This is a genomic window from Streptomyces sp. NPDC058751 (genome assembly GCF_042746485.1).
GTDB lineage: Bacteria > Actinomycetota > Actinomycetes > Streptomycetales > Streptomycetaceae > Streptomyces.
The window spans coordinates 65,827-84,134 of the sequence record NZ_JBHYPZ010000046.1; the positions used below are offsets into that span (position 1 = coordinate 65,827).

The following is an 18,308-nucleotide window of genomic DNA, read 5'->3' on the forward strand; positions in this document are numbered from 1 at the left end:
GCCGGCCGCCCTGCCGCGGCCGTCTGGTACCGGAGCTTCTATAACCGGCCGGGTGGCCGGAACCAGCCGTTCGTACAGCGTGCGAGCCGATCCGGTCAGCCCCGCCGGAGGGCGGAACGGCCCTCCCTGCCCAGCCGCGGAGTGATCCATTCCCCCTCGTTTGTGTAATGGCATCAGCACGCTCCGTGATGAAAGGCTTGGCCGCGAAGATCAGTGCACGACCGGGAGGGCAATTTTCATGTCGGTAGGCGAAGAGGTCCGCGCGGAGCAGAGCCGTCCGCAGCAGAGTCTCGGCACATCAGCCGCGCGGAACCTGGCCACCACCACCAAGTCCGCTCCGCAGATGCAGGAGATCAGCTCGCGGTGGCTGCTGCGCATGCTTCCGTGGGTGAACGTGCAGGGTGGCACGTACCGCGTGAACCGGCGGCTCAGCTACTCCGTGGGCGACGGCCGCGTGACGTTCGTCAAGACCGGAGACCGCGTCCAGGTCATCCCCGCGGAGCTCGGGGAGCTGTCCGTGCTGCGGTCGTACGAGGACCAGGACGTGCTGGGGGAGCTCGCCCAGCGGTGCCAGCAGCGGGAGTTCGCCCCGGGGGACGTGCTGGCCTCCTTCGGCAGCCGGGCCGAGGAGGTGTTCCTCCTGGCGCACGGCAAGGTCGAGAAGATCGGCACCGGCCCCTACGGGGACGACGCCGTGCTCGGCGTCCTCGCCGACGGCGCGTACTTCGGCGAGCAGGCCCTCATCGACCCGGAGGCCATCTGGGAGTACACGGCCCGCGCGGTGACGGCGGTGACCGCGCTCGTGCTGCCCCGCCGGGACCTCGAACAGGTGGCGGAGCGCTCCGAGTCCCTGGGCGGACACCTTCAGGAGCTGCGCGCGATTCCCTCGCAGCGCACCAACAAGTACGGCGAGAAGGAGATCGACCTCTCGGCCGGCCACACCGGAGAGCAGGACATCCCGGGCACCTTCGTGGACTACGAGGCGTCCCCGCGCGAGTACGAACTGAGCATCGCCCAGACCGTCCTGCGGCTGCACAGCCGTGTGGCCGACCTCTACAACCAGCCGATGAACCAGACCGAGCAGCAGTTGCGGCTCACCGTGGAGGCGTTGAAGGAACGTCAGGAGCACGAGCTCATCAACAACCGCGAGTTCGGCCTGCTCAACAACTGCGAGTACGACCAGCGGCTCCAGCCGCACGACGGCGTGCCGGGCCCGGACGACATGGACGAGCTGCTCAGCCGCCGCCGCGGCACCAAGCTGTTCCTCGCCCATCCACGCGCGATCGCCGCGTTCGGCCGTGAACTGAACAAGCGCGGGCTCGTCCCCGAGACCATCGAGATGGCCGGCAACCGCATCCCGACCTGGCGCGGGGTGCCGATCTTCCCGTGCAACAAGATCCCGGTCAGCGACGCCCGTACGACCTCGATCATCGCCATGCGTACCGGCGAGGCCGAACAGGGAGTGATCGGGCTCCAGCAGGCGGGCATCCCGGACGAGATCGAGCCGAGCCTTTCGGTGCGCTTCATGGGCATCAACGAACAGGCGATCATCTCCTACCTGGTGACGGCCTACTACTCCGCCGCGGTGCTGGTGCCGGACGCGCTCGGCATCCTGGAGAACGTCGAGATCGGGCGCTGGCGGTGACGACCAGGACACGGCAGGGGCCGGCGGGCATTCCCGGCGGACGGCGCCCGGCGGGGCTCCCGGACCGACGGGGGACCGGCGGCAGGTCCGTGGAAAGACCGGGCCCCCAGCGTTCGCCGGGGCCGCTCGACGCGCAGGAGGCCGAGGCCGTCCTGGAGCGGGCGCGGACGTGCGTCGACCCCGAACTGCGCCGGGCCGTCGACTCGCTGCCGGGCCCGATGCGCCGGATCGCGCTGTACCACTTCGGGTGGGAGCAGGCGGACGGCACCCCCGGGGCGGGCAACGTCGGCAAGGCCATCCGGCCGGCGCTCGTGCTGAGCGCGGTCCAGGCGCTCGGCGGACAGCACACGGCGGCCGTACGGGCGGCCGCCGCGGTGGAGCTGATCCACAACTTCACCCTGCTGCACGACGACGTGATGGACCGGGACACCACCCGCAGACACCGTCCCACCGCGTGGACCGTGTTCGGCGACGCCGCCGCGATCCTCGCCGGAGACGCCCTGCAGGCCCTGGCCCTGCGGATCCTCGCCGAGGACCCGCACCCCGCGTCCTCGGCGGCCGCCGCGCGGCTCGCGGGCTGCGTCGTCGAACTGTGCGCCGGACAGCACACGGACACGGCCATGGAGAAGCTCGGCCCGCACGAGGTCACCCTCGACGAGTGCCTCGCCATGGCCGAGGCGAAGACTGGCGCCCTGCTCGGCAGCGCCTGCGCCATCGGCGCGCTGTACGCGGGGGCGGCCGCCGAGGAGGTCGAGGCGCTCGACGCGTTCGGCCGGGAGGCGGGGCTCGCCTTCCAGCTCATCGACGACGTGATCGGGATCTGGGGAGACCCTGGCCGCACCGGCAAACCGGCCGGGGCGGACCTCGCCGTCCGCAAGAAGTCGCTGCCCGTGGTCGCCGCGCTCACCTCGGGCACCCCGGCGGCCGTCGAACTGGCCGAGCTGTACGCGGCGCCCTGCCGGGAGGGGGAGCTGGAGCGCACGGCGCTGGCCGTCGAGCGGGCGGGAGGGCGTGACTGGGCCCAGACGCAGGCGGCCGACCGGATGGCCCGGGCGATGGACGAACTCTCCCGCGCGGTCCCCGACCCCGAGGCGGCGGGCGGTCTCCTCGCGCTCGCCGAGTTCGTCACGCGGCGCAGCAACTGAACGCGGCGCAGCGACCGACGGGTCCGGCGGGCCGGTCCACGGCCCCGGACCCCCAAGGTCCCGGACGCCGGACACCGTACGGAACCTGACGTCCGTGCGGTGACCGGATCCGGAGGCGGGTCCCGCGCGTCCCCACGGCGCGCGGGACCCGTGCCCGGCTCCCGGACCCCCCCGTGGGCGGTGTGCCGGGACAGCGGCGTAATAGGCTCAACCGCCGTACGGTCTAGGCTGGTTGGGGCGAAGGGCGGGGCTGGTCATGGGTGTGGCGATCCGGGTGGCGGGCGAGGCGGACCGGGAGCTGGTCGTCCGGCTGCTGGACGAGGCCTTCCAGGACGATCCGGTGAGCAACTGGGTCTTCCCCGACCCGGAACGGCGCCGCGCGAAGCACCCCGGGCTGATGGCGGCCTTCACCGATGTCGTGCTCGCGGAGGGGCGCGTCGACCTGGCCGAGGACGGTTCGGCGTGCGCCCTGTGGCTGTCCGTCCCGGCCGCCGGGAGTCACGAGGGCACCGGCGAGGGGGGCGGCGAAGGCGACGGGGCGCAGGAGGACGGCCCCGCGCAGCTCCGCGCGGCCGTCGACCCGGACAACGAGCGCATCGAGCTGATCGGCCGGCTGACGGCCGACATCCACCCCGAGGGGCGGGCCCACGAGTACCTGTGGATGATCGGGGTCGCGCCCGGGCGCCAGGGCGAAGGCCTCGGCGGCGCGCTGATCGAGTCGGTCCTCGAACGCTGCGACCGTGAGGGACTGGCCGCCTACCTGGAGGCGAGCAACGCCCGAAGCCGCGCGCTGTACGAACGGCTCGGCTTCGAGCTCTCGGGCCGTCCCCTCGACCTGCCGGACGGCCCGCGCATGTGGCCGATGTGGCGCGAGCCGCGTCCGGGGGGACCGGCGCGGGGCTGAACCCGGAGCCGGAACCGGGCCGACCGGACCCCACCCGGGCCGGTCGGCCGCGTCCCGGTCCGGGACGTACGACAGGAAGCGGCGGGTCCGCCGTCCTACCCTGAAGGCATGGTCACGGATGAACATGTATGTCCGGAATGCGAGAAGCCGGTCGCCACGGTCGTCCACCGGTACAAGACCCTGGGCGCCTGGGTGCCCAAATGGGGTCCCGGACCCTGCCGCAACCCGGACTGCCCCGCCTATGAGTACGAGCCCGAACGCGGACCCGGCCGGGGACGGGAACAGGGGCACGCTCTGCCCGAGGACGCCGCGGCGGAGCAGACCGCGGCGGAGCAGACCTGACGCGCACCGGACCCCGCCGCGCGGCGTCCTGAAAAGACGCCCGGAGAACGTGTAGAGAAACGCGGACCGGCTCCGACGTCCCCTGTGAGAGCCGCCCGCCACGGGCGGCCCGAGCCGAGGAAGCCGAAGGAGCGGACTCATGAAGTACCTGGTGATGGTGCAGGGCACACAGGCCGACTACGCGGCCATGCGGGGCGAGGCGTCCGAAGGGTCCCCGGCCTGGACGGAACAGGAACTGCAGGCCATGTACGCCTACATGGGCGCGATCGGCGACGACCTCTCCGAATCCGGCGAACTCGTCGACGCCCAGGGACTGACCGACCCGGCGCGGGCCCGCCAGGTGTCCCGGGGCCCGGACGGCAAGGCCGTGATCACCGACGGCCCGTACAGCGAGACCAAGGAGCTGATGGCCGGATACTGGGTGGTCGACTGCGCGAGCCTGGAGCGGGTCACCGAGATCGCCGAGCGGGTCACCCTTTGCCCGGGCCCCGAGGGCCAGACCGGCCGCCCCGTCGTCATCCGCCCCATCCAGGACGGAGCCGGGGACATCTGAGCCGGATGAGGGCCACGACCGAGGTCGAGGACCTGCTGCGCCGCCACGCGCCGCAGGTCCTCGGCGCGCTCGTCCGCCGCTACGGACACTTCGACGCGGCCGAGGACGCCACGCAGGAGGCCCTGCTCGCGGCCGCCGGACAGTGGCCCGGGAGGGGAGTGCCGGACAACCCGCGCGGATGGCTGATCAAGGTCGCCTCGCGGCGGCTCGTCGACGCCCTGCGCGCCGAGGAGGCGCGGCGGCTGCGGGAGGAGAAGGCCGCGGCGCTCACTCCCCGCGACGCCTTCACGGCGCCGCCGCCGGGCGCGGACCGCGCCCCGTCCCAGGACGACACCCTCACCCTCCTCTTCCTGTGCTGCCATCCCGCCCTGTCCCCGGCCGCGCAGATCGCCCTCACGCTGCGCGCGGTCGGCGGCCTGACCACGGCGGAGATCGCGCGGGCCTACCTGGTGCCCGAGGCGACCATGGCGCAGCGGATCAGCCGGGCCAAGCAGCGGATCCGGGGGGTCGGTCTCGGCCGCCCCGACCACTGGGAGGAACGGCTCCCCGCCGTCCTGCACACCCTCTACCTGATCTTCAACGAGGGATACACGGCGACCTCCGGCACAGCGCTCCAGCGCTCCGAACTCGCCCACGAGGCGATCCGGTTGACCCGCACGGTCCGGCAACTGCTCCCCGGGGAGGGCGAGGTGACCGGACTGCTCGCGCTGATGCTGCTCACCGACGCCCGGCGCGCCGCGCGGACCGGCCCGCACGGAGAACTCGTGCCCCTGGACGAACAGGACCGCACCCGCTGGGACGGGGCGGCGATCGAGGAGGGCGTGGCACTGGTGACCGAGGCACTGGCGCCGGGTCGGGCCGGCCCCTACGCGCTCCGGGCCGCGATCGCCGCGGTCCACGACGAGGCACCCACGCCGCGGGAGACGGACTGGGCCGAGATCCTCGGCCTGTACGACCTCCTCGTCCGCCAGGTCCCGGGCCCGGTCGAACACCTGAACCGCGCGGTCGCCGTGGCCATGGTGCACGGGCCGCGCGCCGCCCTCGTCGAACTCGACCGGCTGGAGGGCGATCCGGCCGCCGGGTACCGGCTGGACGCCGTCCGGGGCCATCTGCTGGAGCGGGCGGGCGACTTGGACGCGGCGCGGGAGGCCTACGCGTCGGCCGCGGCCAGGACCCTCAGCCTGCCCGAGCGCCGCTATTTGGAGGTGCGGGCGGCCCGGCTGCGTGCGTAGCGTGGTCCGCATGTCCGAACACCTGCTGCACCTGACCGAGCGTTCCCTGTGGGACGCGGCCCGCGCGTCGGGCACCTTCGAGATCTCCACCCGTGGCCGGACCCTCCAGGAGGAGGGCTTCATCCACTGCTCGCTGCGCCGCCAGCTCCCCCCTGTGGCAGCCACGCTGTACGGCTCCTACACCGGTCCCGACGAACTCGTGGTCCTCGTGATCGACGCCGAACGGCTCACGGCGCCGGTCCGCTTCGAGGCGATGGAGCCGGGCGGGGAGGAGTTCCCGCACATCTACGGGCCGCTCCCGGTGGAGGCGGTCGTCGACGTGGAGGTATGGGACCGGGGCGGGGCGGCGCGGACCTGACGCCGGGGGAGTGCGGCGGTCCCGCCTCACGGCCGGGGCAGGCCGCCCGTCACGGGGTCGCGGCCGGTCAGGCAGTAGACGCCGCCCGCGGGGTCCCGCATCACCGTCCACCGCGCACCCCGGCCGACCGCCGTCGCCCCCAGCTCTTCGTGACGGGCCCGGACCGCGTCGACGTCCGAGCAGGCGAGGTCCAGATGGGCCGAGGCGGGGCGTTCGCCGCCGAGGCGCTGCAGCAGGATGCGCAGCGGCAGTCCGGCGGGCGGCCTGAGCAGATGGAACTCCGGGAACGCTCCGGGGACGGACTCCCACCCCGTGAGCTCGCTCCAGAAGGCGGTCTCGGCGTCGTACGCACTCGGTGCCAGGTCGATGCACATCTGGTCGAGCCGGCTCGTCGCCCCGTCCGGTCCCCCGGTCACCGGCGGCCGTGCCGACTGCCCGTTCCAGGGCACCGCGCAGAACGGCTGCCCGCCGGGGGAGCGCAGCACGGCCCAGCCGTCGTGCTCCGCGACGACCGCGGCACCCAGCCGCAGCGCCCACTCCACCAGTGCCGCCACGTCCTCCGCGAGCAGGCAGACGTGCGCGCCCCCGGGGCCCTCCCGGACGCCCTGCGCCTTGACGCACGCGTCGCCCTCGCCGGGCAGCAGCGTCACGAACTCGCCCCGCTCCCCGCGGCGTTCGGAAAGTTCCGTGCCGGTGACCGCCGTCCAGAAGCCGAGAGCGGCATCGAGGTCCGCCGCGGGCCGGTCGATGAAGACGTGGGTCCACCGGATGACCGGCCTCGTGGTCGCAGGGGAATCCCCTGCCGCGTCTTCTCCGCGGTTCATCGTGCCTCCTCGGCGATCAGGGAGCGCAGCGACGTCTTCATCCGCGCGACGAAGGCGTCCTGGGCCTCGGGGGAGAGGACGTCCAGGGAGAGGTACGGGTTGAGGTCCTCCAGCTCGACGAGGAGCAGCTCGCCGCCGGGGGCCCGGCAGGCGTCCACGCGCTGGATGCCGTACGCGATGTCGTTCCACTCGATGAACCGCCGCGCGAACTCCCGGTCCGCGTCGGTGGGTTCGTAGGGCTCCAGGGCCCAGCGCCGTTCCGGGTCGGGCGCGTACAGGGCGTACTGGAGGGTGTGGTCGACGAAGTAGAACGACACCTCGTAGCGGAACGCGACGCGCGGCTGGACGAGGAGGTCGCCGAACGGCAGGGAGGCGAGCCCCTCGGGCGGCACGAACTCCAGGCCGATCGAGTCCGCCCCCTGCCGGGGCTTCACCACGTACGTGTCGGCCTCGGGCAGCAGGTGGAGGTCCTCGGCGCGGTCGACGGTCGGGATGACGGGGAACCCGGCCGCGGTCAGCTCCAGCAGGTAGCCCTTGCCGGCCATGTCCCCCTTGCCCGAGAGCTGGTTGTAGACGCGGACCCCCTCCGCGAGCGCCCGTTCGCGGAACGCGTCGTAGGCGGCCTGGTGGTGCAGGACCGGCCCGCTGTTGCGTACGACGACGGCGTCGAAGCCGGTCATCAGCGCGGCCGCGTCCAGCGGGTGGCAGACGGCGATGTCGAAGTCCTCGCGCAGCCGCGAGGTCAGGGCGATGTCCTCGTCGCAGTACCGCCGCCCCTTGGCCGGGTAGGCCAGGTCGCTGACGAACAGGACACGGGGGCGCGCGGACGGCACGGGCGGCTCCTCGGAGGGGGCGGACGGTTCGTTCCGCGGGCGGATCACGCCCGCGGGGCACACGGACGTAGTGTCCCTCCCGCGGGTCCCCGGCCGCGCGTCGGCCCCGTCAGACGGCGGGGCGTTTCTGCGTGAAGCGCAGGAGGTTGCCCGCGGGGTCGCGGAAGGCGCAGTCCCGCAGGCCGTACGGCTGGTCCTCGGGCTCCTGGACGACGTCGGCGCCCGAGGCGCGGACCCGCTCGAAGAGCTCGTCGCAGTCGGTCGTCGAGAAGATCACCCCGCGCAGCAGTCCCTTCGCCAGCAGCTCGGCCATGGCCTGCTTGTCCGCGGGCGAGGCGTCCGGGTCCGCCCCCGGCGGTTCCAGGACGATCTCCACGTCCGGCTGGAGCGGCGAGCCGACGGTGACCCACCGCATCCCCTCGAACCCGACGTCACCCCGGACCTCCAGGCCCAGCACGTCACGGTAGAAGGCGAGCGCCTTGTCGTGGTCGTCGACGGAGATGAAGCACTGGGACAGTTTCAGATCCATGCGGCCAACCTAGCCCGCGGCAGGGGGCGTTCGCCCCGTCGTGACGTCCGTCGGGACCCGCGTCCGGGCGGTGGACCTCAAAGACGCGTGCCCGGTTCCGCCTCCGGGGCGCGGTGGCGGGACGGGCGGGTGAGCCGGCGGGTCACGCAGGACGGGATGGGGGCGCCGTGGTCGTGCGGGCGGGCCCGGTACGCGCTCGGGGTCTCGCCCACCAGCTCGGTGAACCGCGAGCTGAACGAACCGAGCGAGGTGCAGCCCACCGCGAAGCACACCTCGGTCACCGTCATGTCGCCCCTGCGCAGCAGGGCCTTCGCGCGTTCGATCCGGCGGGTCATCAGATAGGTGTACGGCGTCTGCCCGAACGCCTCCTTGAAACTCCGCTGGAAGTGTCCGGGCGACATCAGCGCGGTGCGTGCGAGCGTGGCCATGTCCCACGGCTCCGCGTACGCGCGGTTCATCAGGTCGCGTGCCTGCCGCAGCCGGACCAGGTCTTCGAGCGGTAGGGATTTCGCCACGTCCCCAGAATGGCACACGGACCGCCGCCCCCTCGGGTGATCACTGGCCCGGGGGACGGCGGTGGCCGTGCGTGCGCGGGGTGTCCGTGCCGTCAGGCGGCGAGGACCTTGGCCTTGGCCCGCTCGAACTCCTCGGCCGTGATGTGGCCGTGGTTCTTGAGGTCCGCGAGCTTCGCCAGCTCGTCGGCCTTGCCGGTGGTGCCGGCGGTCTCACGGATGTAGGCGTTCATGTCCTCCTGGCTCTTCTGGATGCGCCGCATCTCGCGCTCGCCCATGCCGCGGCCCCGCGCGATCAGGTACACGAAGATGCCCAGGAAGGGCAGGATGACGACGAAGACGCACCAGCCCGCCTTGCCCCAGCCGTTCAGATCGTCGTCGCGGAAGATGTCCCCGATGATCCGGAACAGCAGCATGAACCAGAGGATCCAGAGGAAGAACCACATCGTGGTCCAGAAGACCTGCAGCAGGGGGTAGTCCGCTGCCAGATTGACCGTCGAGCCGTTCATGGTCGAACTCCTGTCGGTTGTGCGACATCTCCGCGAGCGTTGCCTGGGTGTCGGGCGGATCGAACTGTCGCCGGGCGCCGGGTCGCTGTCTCGGGGATTCCGCCCGGGCCCGGCCGGTGCGGGGTTCGCGGCCGGCCGGCAGGGCCTGGGCGGGTCGTGCGCAGAGCGCGGTGGTGCGGCGGACGGTGAGGGTGCCGCGGTGTCCGCCGCGGACAGACGCTCGAAGGCGGGGGGCGAGCGGGACCCCCCGGACACACGGGGCGGGCCGTGACGGCGCCGTCCGGTGTGCTCGGCGTGATCAGTGCGACGTCCGGGGTGTCGCCCGGGGGCTGTGCCGGCCGCATCGACGGCGTGTGCCGCGAAGGTCCCGGGCGCCACGGTGACGCGAGGGACCGTCCGGGGTCCTCGGGGCCGTGGCGTACGGGCCCGGGGCACGGCACATCCGGCACGGGCCGGATCTGCCGCTGGATGCAGGCCATGAGCGGTGCCCTCCTTCGACGCCGGACGTCTTGCTCAGGCTCCAGAGTGCGGTCACCCCCCGACCCCGCGGATCACCCTCCGCGGGTGAGCTCTTGGACCGGCTCCCGGCTCACCCGCCGGGAGGCGGGCACCGCCTTCGGAGGGGTGACGCCGGGCACCGGGCGTTCACCCTTTCCGGATTTTCCGGCCCTTTTTCCGCGCCCGGAAGGCGCGCCGCCGGTGCAGGGGAGGAAGGTGGAGGGGCGAAGGTGTGAGCGGGAGTGTTCCGAGGTGGGGACGGATGTCGCCCGCACCGGGGGATGCCACATCGGTGCGGGCGGCCGACGATGGCAGGGCATCGCAGCGGACCCCGCGCCCCGGCCCCGAGGGAAGTGCTCGTATGCGCTACGAATTCCGCATCGCCGGCCTTGTTTCGGACACGCTCGCCTCGGCATTCTCCGAACTCGACAGGGTTCGTACGAAGGAGCAGACCCTGTTCTTCGGCACCGTGATCGACGACGCCCATCTCTACGGACTGCTCACCCGGTTCCAGGCACTGGGCCTGCGGGTGATCGAGATGCGCCAGCTCCCGGCGTGACCGGGGCCCTCCACCGCCCGGGAGGGAACACCGCCCGGGAGGGAACACCGCCCGGCCCCGGAAAGCAGTACGCACCCGGACCGTCGGGACGCCGGGAACGGCGGCCCGCGGACCGGGTGCGGACAGGAGGGCGACGCGAATCCCGCGCGGACGCGGTTCGGACGGCCCGGACGAAGGTCAGGCCTTCTTGGTCTCCCAGAAGATCTTGTCGATCTGGGCGATGTAGTCCAGCGCCTTCTGGCCCGTCGCCGGGTCGGTGGACGCCTTCGCGGCCGAGAGGGCCTTGAGGGCGTCGTTCACCAGCTGGTGCAGCTCCGGGTACTTCTCGAAGTGCGGGGGCTTGAAGTAGTCGCTCCAGAGCACCGACACGTGGTGCTTGGCGAGCTCGGCGCGCTGCTCCTTGATGACGGTGGCGCGAGCCTGGAAGTGCGGGTCGTCGTTGCCGGCCATCTTGTCCTGCACGGCCTTGACCGACTCCGCCTCGATGCGGGCCTGGGCCGGGTCGTACACGCCACAAGGCAGGTCGCAGTGCGCGCTGACCTTGACCGTGGGGGCAAACAGGCGGGAGAGCATTGAGCTGTCCTTCCTCGTGATCGTCTTCTCAGGTGGGACATTACTCCGTGGGAGAGGGGATTTCGCGGGTGCCCCCATGGGCTTAGGGCAAAAGTCCGGGGTGAAACTGGGACTGGTGGAGGATAGGACCGGGGAGGTGCCGGTGATGCCGGAGCTGTCGCAGGAGACCGAGCGGGGGAAGGCTCTGCTGCCGTTCGGGGCGGCGGAGGTGACGGGCCCTTCGATGGTGCCCACACTCCAGCACGGGGATCGGCTCGTCGTTCAGTGGGGGGCGAGGGTGCGGCCGGGCGACGTCGTCGTCCTGCGGCACCCGTTCCAGCAGGACCTGCTCGTCGTGAAGCGGATCGCGGAACGGCGCGAGGGCGGCTGGTGGGTGCTCGGGGACAACGCGTTCGCGGGAGGGGACAGCACCGACTACGGAACCGTCCCCGAGGAACTCGTCCTCGGGAAGGTGCGGTTCCGTTTCCGGCCGCCGAAAGCGGGTCAGCGGTCGCCGTCCGCCGTCGTCCGCTGGGCGCTGGTGGCCGCCAGGCCCGTGCTCTCCGTCCGCTCCGCCTCCAGGCGCTTGCGGGCGCGGTAGGCCGCGACGTTGGCGCGGGTCGCGCAGCGGTCCGAGCAGTAGCGCCGGGAGCGATTGGTCGAGGTGTCCAGGTAGGCGTTGCGGCACGGCGCGGCCTCGCACAGGCCGAGACGGTCCACGCCGTACTCGGTCAGATGGAAGGCGAGGCCCATCGCCGCGATCGCCGCGTAGCCCGCGGTCGCGTTCGACGGGTGGTCCGCCAGGTGCATGTGCCACAGCGGGCGGCCGTCGTCGTCGCGGTGGTCGTGCCCCGAGATCTGCGGGCTCACCGGGAATTCGAGGAGCAGGGAGTTCAGCAGGTCCACGGCCAGGGTCTCCTCGCCGCCGGCCGCCGCCTCGAAGACCGCGCGCAGCCGTCCCCGTACCGAACGGAAGCGGGTGACGTCGGCCTCGGCGGCCCGGCGGGCCGCCGAGGAGTTGCCCCCGAACAGGTCACGGACGGCTTCGACGGAGGTCAGCGAGTCCTTGCCCCGCACCGGTTCCTCGGTGTTGACGAGACGGACGGCGTAATCCGAGTAATAGGCCAGTTCCACTTATAGTCCTTACGGAGGCGCTCTGTCGTCGTGACGGTGGGCAGGTAACAGCTGATCTCGCTAACAGGGTATTACGCGGTCGGGTGACGGAGGCGGTCCGGAGAATCCGTACCGCCTCCCCTGCGTCCTGCGGCGCCTCCCGCCGCACTGGAGGGGTGAGGCGGTCCGCGGACGCGGGCCGGGAAGGGGGGCGGGATGACGCGCGGCGAGGAAGCCGCTCTGCACGCTTTCGTGGAGGGCAGACGGACGGCGCTGTTCCGCAGCGCTTATCTGCTGTGCGGAAATCGCGACGAGGCGGAGGACCTCGTCCAGACGACGCTGGTGAAGGTCGTCCTCGGCGCGCGCCGGCACGGACGCCTCGAAAGCCTGGAGGCCTACGCGCGCAGGACGCTGGTCAACACCTTCATCTCCGCCCGCCGCCGGTTCTGGCGGCGCGAGCACGCGTACGGCGAGGTGCCGGACGTGGCGGGGCGGCCGGTCGACAGCGACACCGGACTCATGGTGCGGGCCGCGCTCGCGGAACTCACACCGAAGCAAAGGGCCGTGCTCGTCCTGCGCTACTGGGAGGACCTGAGCGTGGCGGCCACGGCCCAGGTGCTCGGGATGCGCGAGAGCACGGTCAAGAGCCACACGGCCAGGGGACTCGCGGCACTGAAGGCCGCGGTGCGGGAGGAGTACGCGTGAACCAGGAAACGGCGGAGGCGGAGCCGGACCACGTCAGGGACCTGCTCGGACGGGCCGTGGACGGGATCCAGGTGCCCATGGGCCGCGGCAGCGGGACGGTCTTCGCGAAGGCCTCGCGGGTGCGGAGGCGGCGGCGCGCGGCGGCGACCGGTGCGGTGGCGGCGGTCGTCGCGGCCGGCCTGCTCCTCGGACCCGGCGTGCCGGCCCTCGGGCACGGCGCGAGCACGGAGAGTTCGCCCGTCGGGGGCGGCCACGCCACCAAGGCGAGCCGCTTCGCGAAGCTGCTCCCGCCCGGGACCGGGAGGATCAGCGAGTTCTCACTGGCCCGTCTGATGAAGTATTCGCAGAGCGTCCCGGTGGTCAGGCCCCGCGGCGCGTACGGCGGCGACTACGCCGTCACCCGGCCCGAGGGGGTCGGCTACATCAGCGTGCACCTGGCCACCCCCGCGGAGATCGACACGAAGGCGGACGGAGGCGGCCTGGAGAATCCCTGCAAGGACGCTCCCAAGGACGGGCGCGTCGACTGCACCACGCAGAAGCTGTCCGACGGCGCGCTCCTGGGCGTCTGGGAGACGCCCGCGACCGATTCCCTCCTGGCCCCGGATCCGTCGGGGGGCCGGGAGTACGACGCGGTCCTGCGGCTGGCGGACGGCCGCTCCCTCACGGTACGGGCCAGCACCGGCTTCCAGGGCAGGGGCCGGCTCGGCCCGCTGCTCGTGGAGCCGCCGCTGACCCGGGCCCAGCTCACCGAGCTGATCCGGAACCCGGTGCTGCTGAAGTAGCGGGAAGGGCCGGGGCGCGGGGGGAACGGGGAACGGGGGAACGGGGAAGGGGCGGTACGGGAGACCCGTACCGCCCCTCGCTCCTGCGCCCGGGGGCGCGGACGTCCCGGTCAGAGGACCTTCGACAGGAACGCCTGCGTCCGCTCGTGCTGCGGATTCGTCAGGACGTCACGCGGGTTGCCGGACTCGACGACCACACCGCCGTCCATGAAGACGAGGTTGTCGCCGACCTCGCGGGCGAAGCCCATCTCGTGCGTGACGACGATCATCGTCATGCCGTCCTCCGCGAGGTCCCGCATGACGTCGAGGACCTCGCCGACGAGCTCCGGGTCGAGGGCCGAGGTCGGCTCGTCGAAGAGCATCAGCTTGGGCTGCATCGCCAGCGCGCGGGCGATGGCCACGCGCTGCTGCTGGCCGCCGGAGAGCTGGGCGGGGTAGTGACCCTTGCGGTCACCGAGGCCCACCCGGTCCAGCAGTCGCTCCGCACGCTCGCGGGCGACGGCCTTGGTCTCGCCCTTGACCTGTATCGGCGCCTCCATGACGTTCTCCGCCGCCGTCATGTGCGGGAAGAGGTTGAAGCGCTGGAACACCATGCCGATGTCCCGCCGCTGGGCGGCGACCTCGCGCTCCTTCAGCTCGTAGAGCTTGTCGCCTTTCTGGCGGTACCCCACCAGGTCGCCGTCGACGTACAGGCGCCCGGCGCTGATCTTCTCCAGGTGGTTGATGCACCGCAGGAAGGTCGACTTGCCGGAACCCGACGGTCCGATCAGGCAGAACACCTCGCGCGGGTTCACCTCCAGGTCGATGCCCTTGAGGATGTGCGCGAGCCCGAAGGACTTGTGCACCCCCTCGGCCCTGACCATCGGACGGCCGCTCGTGCTCGGGGCGATGTCCTTGCTGAGACTGCTCATCGGGCCACCTCCGGGCGGCGGAAGGAACCGAACAGACGGAGGTTCTTCTTCAGGCGCTGCAGCGGGGTCGGCGGCAGGGTGCGCGACGATCCGCGGGCGTAACGGCGCTCCAGGTAGTACTGGAAGACGCTGAAGACGCTGGTCAGGGCCAGGTACCAGATCGATGCGACGAAGTACATCTCCACGACCGCCAGCGAGGTGCTGGAGATGTCCGTGGCGGCCTTGATCGTCTCGTTGAACTGGACCGCGTAGGCCAGTGACGAGGTCTTGAGCATGTTGATGAACTCGTTGCCCGTGGGCGGCACGATCACGCGCATCGCCTGCGGGAGGACCACCCGGCGCAGCGTCTTGCCCTGGGTCATGCCGAGCGCGTGCGACGCCTCCGTCTGACCCTGGTCGACGGACTGGATGCCGGCCCGGACGATCTCGGACATGTACGCGGCCTCGTTCAGGCCGAGTCCGAGCAGGGCCGCCAGGAACGGCGTCATCACCTGGTTCATCTCGTCCTTGTAGAACCCCAGGTTGAGGACGGGGAACACAAGCGCGATGTTGTACCAGAGGAGCAGCTGCACCAGCACCGGAGTGCCGCGGAAGAACCAGATGTACAGCCACGCCACGGTGCTGGTCACCGGGTTCGAGGACATCCGCATGACCGCGAGGATCACGCCCAGCGCGAGGCCCAGCACCATCGCCAGCACGGAGATGTACAGCGTGTGCCAGACGCCGGACAGGATGCCCTCGTCGAAGAGGTAGTCCGGGATGATGTCGTAGTTGATGTTCGCGTTGGAGAACGCGAGAACGATCAGCCCCAGCGCCGCGATGACCAGGACGCCGGCCACCCAGCGGCCGTAGTGGCGCACCGGGATGGCCTTGATCTGCTCCGGCGGCACGGACGCCGCCGGAGTCTTGTCGACAGTGTCAGTCACAGTGACTGCCCTTCAGTGTTGCGTCAGGCAGGGGTCAGGAACCGCCGTTGATCTTGGCCTCGGTCACCGCGCCGTCCTTGACGTTCCACTTCTCCAGGATCTTGGCGTACTCGCCGTTCTCGATGATCGCGGTCATGGCCGCCTGGAGCGCGTCCCGGAGCTGGGTGCTCTCCTTGCTGACGCCGATGCCGTACGGGCCGGCCTCGATCTGCTCGCCGGTGACCTCGAAGTCCTTGCCGCCGCCGGAGGTCTTGGCGTTGTAGGCCGCGACCGGGAAGTCGTTCAGGTCGGCGACGGACGCGCCCTGCTTCAGGCGGAGGAGCGCCTCGGGGTCGGTGTCGAAGGTCTGCAGCGTGATGGCCTTCTTGCCGTCCTTCTTGCACTTCTCGCTCTGGGCCTTGGCGATGCCCTCGGAGGTGGTGCCCCGCTGCAGCGCGACGACCTTGCCGCAGAGGTCGTCCAGGGTCTTGACGCCCTTCGGGTTGCCCTTCTGGACGAGGATCGAGGTACCCGCGGTGAAGTAGTCGACGAAGTCGATGCCGTTGCCGGCCTTCTTGCCGGTGGCCGAGTCGATGCCGTTCTGGCGGTCCTTCGTGTCGCTCATGGCCGACATGACGGCGTTGAAGCGCTTGGACTGCAGGCCGACGATGAGCTGGTCGAACTTGCCGTTCTGGAACTCGAACTTGACGCCGAGCTGCTTGCCGAGCGCGTCCGCGATGTCCGGGTCGATGCCGACGGCCTTGCCGCTCTCCATGTACTCGACCGGCGGGTAGGCGATGTCGGAGCCGACCTTGACGACGCCCGCCTTCTTGATGTCGGCGGGGAGCTTGTCGGCGAGGGGTGCGGAGGCGGACGTGTCCGAGCTGCCGGTGTCGCTGCTCTTGTCCGTCTGGTCGCCACAGCCGGTGAGGATCAGGGCGCCGGCGACCGCGATCGCACCGACCGCTGCTATCCGGGACTGAGCGGTCTTGGTACGACGGGTGGTGCGTGCGGTCATGAGGGTTCCTCCGGCGGATCAGGGAGTAGCCGATAGGTCGACGGAAACACACACCTTCGAGTGTCGCGACCTCGTGTAATGACGGCATCTTGCCATTCGGACGGCGGGATTCACGGTGGTCGCTATGTCAAAATCGGATAACGGGTGCCCCCCGAACCGCTACCGATCGGTCACGTACGGCCGGATCTTGTGCGGGAATCCTCCCTTCCGGCCGGAAGATCTTCGGCTCGGCGCGAGGAGCGGAAGACCGCTACGCGGCACTCGCGTCCGAACGAGGACATGTCGGAAAGTGTCAATGGATACGGGCATGAGTCATCTCACCGATGTGTGATCTTGGTTCTATGGACTCGTCCTCGACGCCGTCCGTCCGGTAAGAAGGTTCTTTACACCCCTCATCCGGGGCTCAGGGCGCGTGTGCGGCGCGCCCGTCGCGCAGCGGCCCGTACGCAACCACGGCGGCAGGGCCTGCGCGGTGCCCGCCCACCCCTCAACCAGGAGTGGCCACCCTCGATATTGAAGACTTAAGGGGTAAAACAAAGTGGCAGCGGAGATCGTCAATCCTCGCAGCGACAGCAGTACGGATCAGGAAGGCGGGGCGGAGCCCCTCGATTCCTTCGACCCGGCTTTCGCGCTGCACCGCGGCGGCAAGATGGCTGTGCAAGCCACGGTGCCCGTCCGCGACAAGGACGACCTGTCCCTGGCGTACACGCCCGGCGTCGCGAAGGTGTGCAGCGCGATCGCCGAGCAGCCGGAACTCGTCCACGACTACACGTGGAAGTCGTCCGTGGTCGCAGTGGTGACCGACGGCACGGCAGTGCTCGGGCTCGGTGACATCGGCCCGGAGGCCTCGCTCCCCGTCATGGAGGGCAAGGCCATCCTGTTCAAGCAGTTCGGCGGTGTGGACGCGGTGCCGATCGCGCTCGCCTGCACCGACGTGGACGAGATCGTCGAGACGGTGGTCCGGCTCGCTCCCTCGTTCGGCGGCGTCAATCTGGAGGACATCTCGGCACCGCGGTGCTTCGAGGTCGAGCGCAGGCTCCAGGAGCGACTGGACATTCCCGTCTTCCACGACGACCAGCACGGAACCGCGATCGTCACCCTCGCGGCCCTGCGGAACGCCGCCCGGCTCACCGGGCGCTCGCTCGGCGACCTGCGCGCGGTGATCTCCGGCGCGGGCGCGGCGGGTATCGCCATCGCCAAGTTCCTGCTGGAGGCGGGTCTCGGCGATGTCGCGGTCGCCGACCGCAAGGGCGTCGTGTCCCGTGAACGGGACGACCTGACGGACGTCAAGCGCGAGCTGGCGGAGATCACCAACAAGGCGGGGATCTCCGGTTCGCTGGAGGAGGCGCTCGCGGGCGCCGACGTCTTCATCGGCGTCTCCGGCGGCACGGTTCCGGAGCCGGCGGTGGCCTCCATGGCGAAGGGGGCCTTCGTCTTCGCGATGGCCAACCCGAACCCCGAGGTGCACCCCGACATCGCCCACAAGTACGCGTCCGTCGTGGCGACCGGGCGGTCGGACTTCCCGAACCAGATCAACAACGTGCTGGCCTTCCCGGGGATCTTCGCCGGTGCGCTCCAGGTCCGGGCCTCCCGGATCACCGAGGGCATGAAGATCGCCGCAGCCGAGGCGCTGGCCGCGGTCGTCGGGGACGAGCTCGCCGCGGACTACGTCATCCCCTCGCCGTTCGACGAGCGGGTGGCTCCGGCGGTGACCGCCGCGGTGGCCGCCGCCGCCCGCGCGGAGGGCGTCGCCCGCCGCTGACGCGCCGCGCTCTGCTTGGCCCCGCCGGGATCCTTCCCGGCGGGGCCGGCCCTTTTTCTCGCCCCCTCCGCCCCTACCCGTCCCGTCCCTGGGGGGGGGCCCCCCCCGGGCGGGGCC

At 71.3% G+C, this 18,308-nt stretch carries 22 protein-coding genes; 12 read left to right on the plus strand and 10 right to left on the minus strand.

The genetic code is table 11. The features are described from left to right. The first annotated feature begins 238 nt into the window (after positions 1-238). The 7 genes from ACFW6B_RS33280 (at position 239) to ACFW6B_RS33310 (ending at position 6,179) form a co-directional block, all read left to right on the plus strand. Positions 239-1,645 (plus strand): family 2B encapsulin nanocompartment shell protein, encoded by a 1,407-nt coding sequence (locus tag ACFW6B_RS33280; protein ID WP_386602036.1) that lies wholly within the window; start codon positions 239-241, stop codon positions 1,643-1,645. A 29-nt stretch (positions 1,646-1,674) separates the two neighbouring features. Further along, positions 1,675-2,790, plus strand: coding sequence for a family 2 encapsulin nanocompartment cargo protein polyprenyl transferase (locus ACFW6B_RS33285; protein ID WP_386602085.1), 1,116 nt, complete (start codon positions 1,675-1,677; stop codon positions 2,788-2,790). A gap of 256 nt (positions 2,791-3,046) precedes the next feature. After that, the gene (locus ACFW6B_RS33290; RefSeq protein WP_386602038.1) at positions 3,047-3,694 is read left to right on the plus strand and encodes a GNAT family N-acetyltransferase; all 648 of its coding nucleotides are present in this window, start codon (positions 3,047-3,049) and stop codon (positions 3,692-3,694) included. A 108-nt stretch (positions 3,695-3,802) separates the two neighbouring features. Beyond that, positions 3,803-4,036 (plus strand): hypothetical protein, encoded by a 234-nt coding sequence (locus tag ACFW6B_RS33295; protein WP_386602040.1) that lies wholly within the window; start codon positions 3,803-3,805, stop codon positions 4,034-4,036. Positions 4,037-4,175: 139 nt separating this feature from the next. Beyond that, positions 4,176-4,589, plus strand: a complete 414-nt coding sequence (locus ACFW6B_RS33300; RefSeq protein ID WP_386602042.1) for a YciI family protein — start codon at positions 4,176-4,178, stop codon at positions 4,587-4,589. Between the two features lie 5 nt (positions 4,590-4,594). Next, positions 4,595-5,821, plus strand: coding sequence for an RNA polymerase sigma factor (locus tag ACFW6B_RS33305; protein ID WP_386602044.1), 1,227 nt, complete (start codon positions 4,595-4,597; stop codon positions 5,819-5,821). 10 nt (positions 5,822-5,831) lie between these two features. Next, positions 5,832-6,179 carry a DUF952 domain-containing protein gene (locus ACFW6B_RS33310; protein WP_386602047.1) on the plus strand — a complete coding sequence of 116 codons (348 nt, stop codon included), beginning with the start codon at positions 5,832-5,834 and terminating at the stop codon, positions 6,177-6,179. 26 nt (positions 6,180-6,205) lie between these two features. Here the strand turns inward: ACFW6B_RS33310 and ACFW6B_RS33315 are convergent, their stop codons facing one another. The 5 genes from ACFW6B_RS33315 to ACFW6B_RS33335 all read right to left on the minus strand — a co-directional run bounded on the left by ACFW6B_RS33315 (position 6,206) and on the right by ACFW6B_RS33335 (position 9,386). Continuing rightward, positions 6,206-7,003: a VOC family protein gene (locus ACFW6B_RS33315; RefSeq protein WP_386602049.1), complete on the minus strand. Its 798-nt coding sequence runs from the start codon at positions 7,001-7,003 to the stop codon at positions 6,206-6,208. Then, positions 7,000-7,836: a hypothetical protein gene (locus tag ACFW6B_RS33320; protein WP_386602051.1), complete on the minus strand. Its 837-nt coding sequence runs from the start codon at positions 7,834-7,836 to the stop codon at positions 7,000-7,002. The genes ACFW6B_RS33315 and ACFW6B_RS33320 overlap by 4 nt, the downstream gene beginning before the upstream one ends. 109 nt (positions 7,837-7,945) lie before the next feature. Then, positions 7,946-8,365: a VOC family protein gene (locus ACFW6B_RS33325; RefSeq protein ID WP_386602053.1), complete on the minus strand. Its 420-nt coding sequence runs from the start codon at positions 8,363-8,365 to the stop codon at positions 7,946-7,948. A 77-nt stretch (positions 8,366-8,442) separates the two neighbouring features. Further along, a complete protein-coding gene (locus ACFW6B_RS33330; RefSeq protein WP_386602087.1) occupies positions 8,443-8,823 on the minus strand; it encodes a helix-turn-helix transcriptional regulator in 381 nt (126 codons plus the stop codon). Positions 8,824-8,972: 149 nt separating this feature from the next. Then, positions 8,973-9,386 carry an SHOCT domain-containing protein gene (locus ACFW6B_RS33335; RefSeq protein ID WP_386602056.1) on the minus strand — a complete coding sequence of 138 codons (414 nt, stop codon included), beginning with the start codon at positions 9,384-9,386 and terminating at the stop codon, positions 8,973-8,975. Positions 9,387-10,245: 859 nt separating this feature from the next. Between ACFW6B_RS33335 and ACFW6B_RS33340 the strand changes: the two genes are divergently transcribed. Then, entirely contained in the window at positions 10,246-10,443 is a 198-nt protein-coding gene (locus tag ACFW6B_RS33340) for a hypothetical protein (protein WP_386602058.1), read from the plus strand. Positions 10,444-10,620: 177 nt separating this feature from the next. Here ACFW6B_RS33340 and sodN read toward each other — a convergent pair whose 3' ends face one another. Beyond that, entirely contained in the window at positions 10,621-11,016 is a 396-nt protein-coding gene (gene sodN, locus ACFW6B_RS33345; RefSeq protein ID WP_386602060.1) for a superoxide dismutase, Ni, read from the minus strand. A gap of 145 nt (positions 11,017-11,161) precedes the next feature. Between sodN and sodX the strand changes: the two genes are divergently transcribed. Continuing rightward, on the plus strand, positions 11,162-11,596 hold the full coding sequence (gene sodX / locus ACFW6B_RS33350) for a nickel-type superoxide dismutase maturation protease (RefSeq protein WP_386602090.1): 435 nt from the start codon (positions 11,162-11,164) through the stop codon (positions 11,594-11,596). Here the strand turns inward: sodX and ACFW6B_RS33355 are convergent. Continuing rightward, complete coding sequence (locus ACFW6B_RS33355; RefSeq protein ID WP_386602062.1) at positions 11,500-12,129, minus strand: CGNR zinc finger domain-containing protein; 630 nt, start codon at positions 12,127-12,129, stop codon at positions 11,500-11,502. The genes sodX and ACFW6B_RS33355 overlap by 97 nt on opposite strands. A gap of 195 nt (positions 12,130-12,324) precedes the next feature. Here ACFW6B_RS33355 and ACFW6B_RS33360 point away from each other — a divergent pair, with 195 nt between their 5' ends. After that, positions 12,325-12,813, plus strand: a complete 489-nt coding sequence (locus tag ACFW6B_RS33360) for a SigE family RNA polymerase sigma factor (RefSeq protein WP_386602065.1) — start codon at positions 12,325-12,327, stop codon at positions 12,811-12,813. Continuing rightward, positions 12,810-13,595, plus strand: a complete 786-nt coding sequence (locus ACFW6B_RS33365) for a hypothetical protein (protein WP_386602067.1) — start codon at positions 12,810-12,812, stop codon at positions 13,593-13,595. The genes ACFW6B_RS33360 and ACFW6B_RS33365 overlap by 4 nt, the downstream gene beginning before the upstream one ends. 110 nt (positions 13,596-13,705) lie before the next feature. Here ACFW6B_RS33365 and ACFW6B_RS33370 read toward each other — a convergent pair whose 3' ends face one another. Genes ACFW6B_RS33370 through ACFW6B_RS33380 form a run of 3 tightly spaced genes read right to left on the minus strand, consistent with a single transcriptional unit; the run spans position 13,706 to position 16,429 of the window. Then, positions 13,706-14,506: an amino acid ABC transporter ATP-binding protein gene (locus tag ACFW6B_RS33370; protein WP_386602069.1), complete on the minus strand. Its 801-nt coding sequence runs from the start codon at positions 14,504-14,506 to the stop codon at positions 13,706-13,708. After that, complete coding sequence (locus ACFW6B_RS33375; RefSeq protein ID WP_386602071.1) at positions 14,503-15,432, minus strand: amino acid ABC transporter permease; 930 nt, start codon at positions 15,430-15,432, stop codon at positions 14,503-14,505. Before ACFW6B_RS33375 ends, ACFW6B_RS33370 begins: the two co-directional genes overlap by 4 nt. A gap of 34 nt (positions 15,433-15,466) precedes the next feature. Further along, complete coding sequence (locus ACFW6B_RS33380) at positions 15,467-16,429, minus strand: ABC transporter substrate-binding protein (protein ID WP_386602073.1); 963 nt, start codon at positions 16,427-16,429, stop codon at positions 15,467-15,469. Between the two features lie 538 nt (positions 16,430-16,967). On the opposite strand from ACFW6B_RS33380, the gene ACFW6B_RS33385 reads away from it, so the two are divergent. Further along, positions 16,968-18,191 (plus strand): NADP-dependent malic enzyme, encoded by a 1,224-nt coding sequence (locus ACFW6B_RS33385; protein ID WP_386602075.1) that lies wholly within the window; start codon positions 16,968-16,970, stop codon positions 18,189-18,191. The last annotated feature ends 117 nt before the right edge of the window (positions 18,192-18,308 follow it).

Bases quoted from the DNA above. Each gene is read 5' to 3' on its own strand.
- ACFW6B_RS33280 (WP_386602036.1), top strand. From the start codon at position 239: ATGTCGGTAGGCGAAGAGGTCCGCGCGGAGCAGAGCCGTCCGCAGCAG.
- ACFW6B_RS33290 (WP_386602038.1), top strand. From the start codon at position 3,047: ATGGGTGTGGCGATCCGGGTGGCGGGCGAGGCGGACCGGGAGCTGGTC.
- ACFW6B_RS33295 (WP_386602040.1), top strand. From the start codon at position 3,803: ATGGTCACGGATGAACATGTATGTCCGGAATGCGAGAAGCCGGTCGCC.
- ACFW6B_RS33300 (WP_386602042.1), top strand. From the start codon at position 4,176: ATGAAGTACCTGGTGATGGTGCAGGGCACACAGGCCGACTACGCGGCC.
- ACFW6B_RS33305 (WP_386602044.1), top strand. From the start codon at position 4,595: ATGAGGGCCACGACCGAGGTCGAGGACCTGCTGCGCCGCCACGCGCCG.
- ACFW6B_RS33310 (WP_386602047.1), top strand. From the start codon at position 5,832: ATGTCCGAACACCTGCTGCACCTGACCGAGCGTTCCCTGTGGGACGCG.
- ACFW6B_RS33315 (WP_386602049.1), bottom strand. From the start codon at position 7,003: ATGAACCGCGGAGAAGACGCGGCAGGGGATTCCCCTGCGACCACGAGG.
- ACFW6B_RS33325 (WP_386602053.1), bottom strand. From the start codon at position 8,365: ATGGATCTGAAACTGTCCCAGTGCTTCATCTCCGTCGACGACCACGAC.
- ACFW6B_RS33330 (WP_386602087.1), bottom strand. From the start codon at position 8,823: ATGAACCGCGCGTACGCGGAGCCGTGGGACATGGCCACGCTCGCACGC.
- ACFW6B_RS33335 (WP_386602056.1), bottom strand. From the start codon at position 9,386: ATGAACGGCTCGACGGTCAATCTGGCAGCGGACTACCCCCTGCTGCAG.
- ACFW6B_RS33340 (WP_386602058.1), top strand. From the start codon at position 10,246: ATGCGCTACGAATTCCGCATCGCCGGCCTTGTTTCGGACACGCTCGCC.
- sodN (WP_386602060.1), bottom strand. From the start codon at position 11,016: ATGCTCTCCCGCCTGTTTGCCCCCACGGTCAAGGTCAGCGCGCACTGC.
- sodX (WP_386602090.1), top strand. From the start codon at position 11,162: ATGCCGGAGCTGTCGCAGGAGACCGAGCGGGGGAAGGCTCTGCTGCCG.
- ACFW6B_RS33360 (WP_386602065.1), top strand. From the start codon at position 12,325: ATGACGCGCGGCGAGGAAGCCGCTCTGCACGCTTTCGTGGAGGGCAGA.
- ACFW6B_RS33370 (WP_386602069.1), bottom strand. From the start codon at position 14,506: ATGAGCAGTCTCAGCAAGGACATCGCCCCGAGCACGAGCGGCCGTCCG.
- ACFW6B_RS33380 (WP_386602073.1), bottom strand. From the start codon at position 16,429: ATGACCGCACGCACCACCCGTCGTACCAAGACCGCTCAGTCCCGGATA.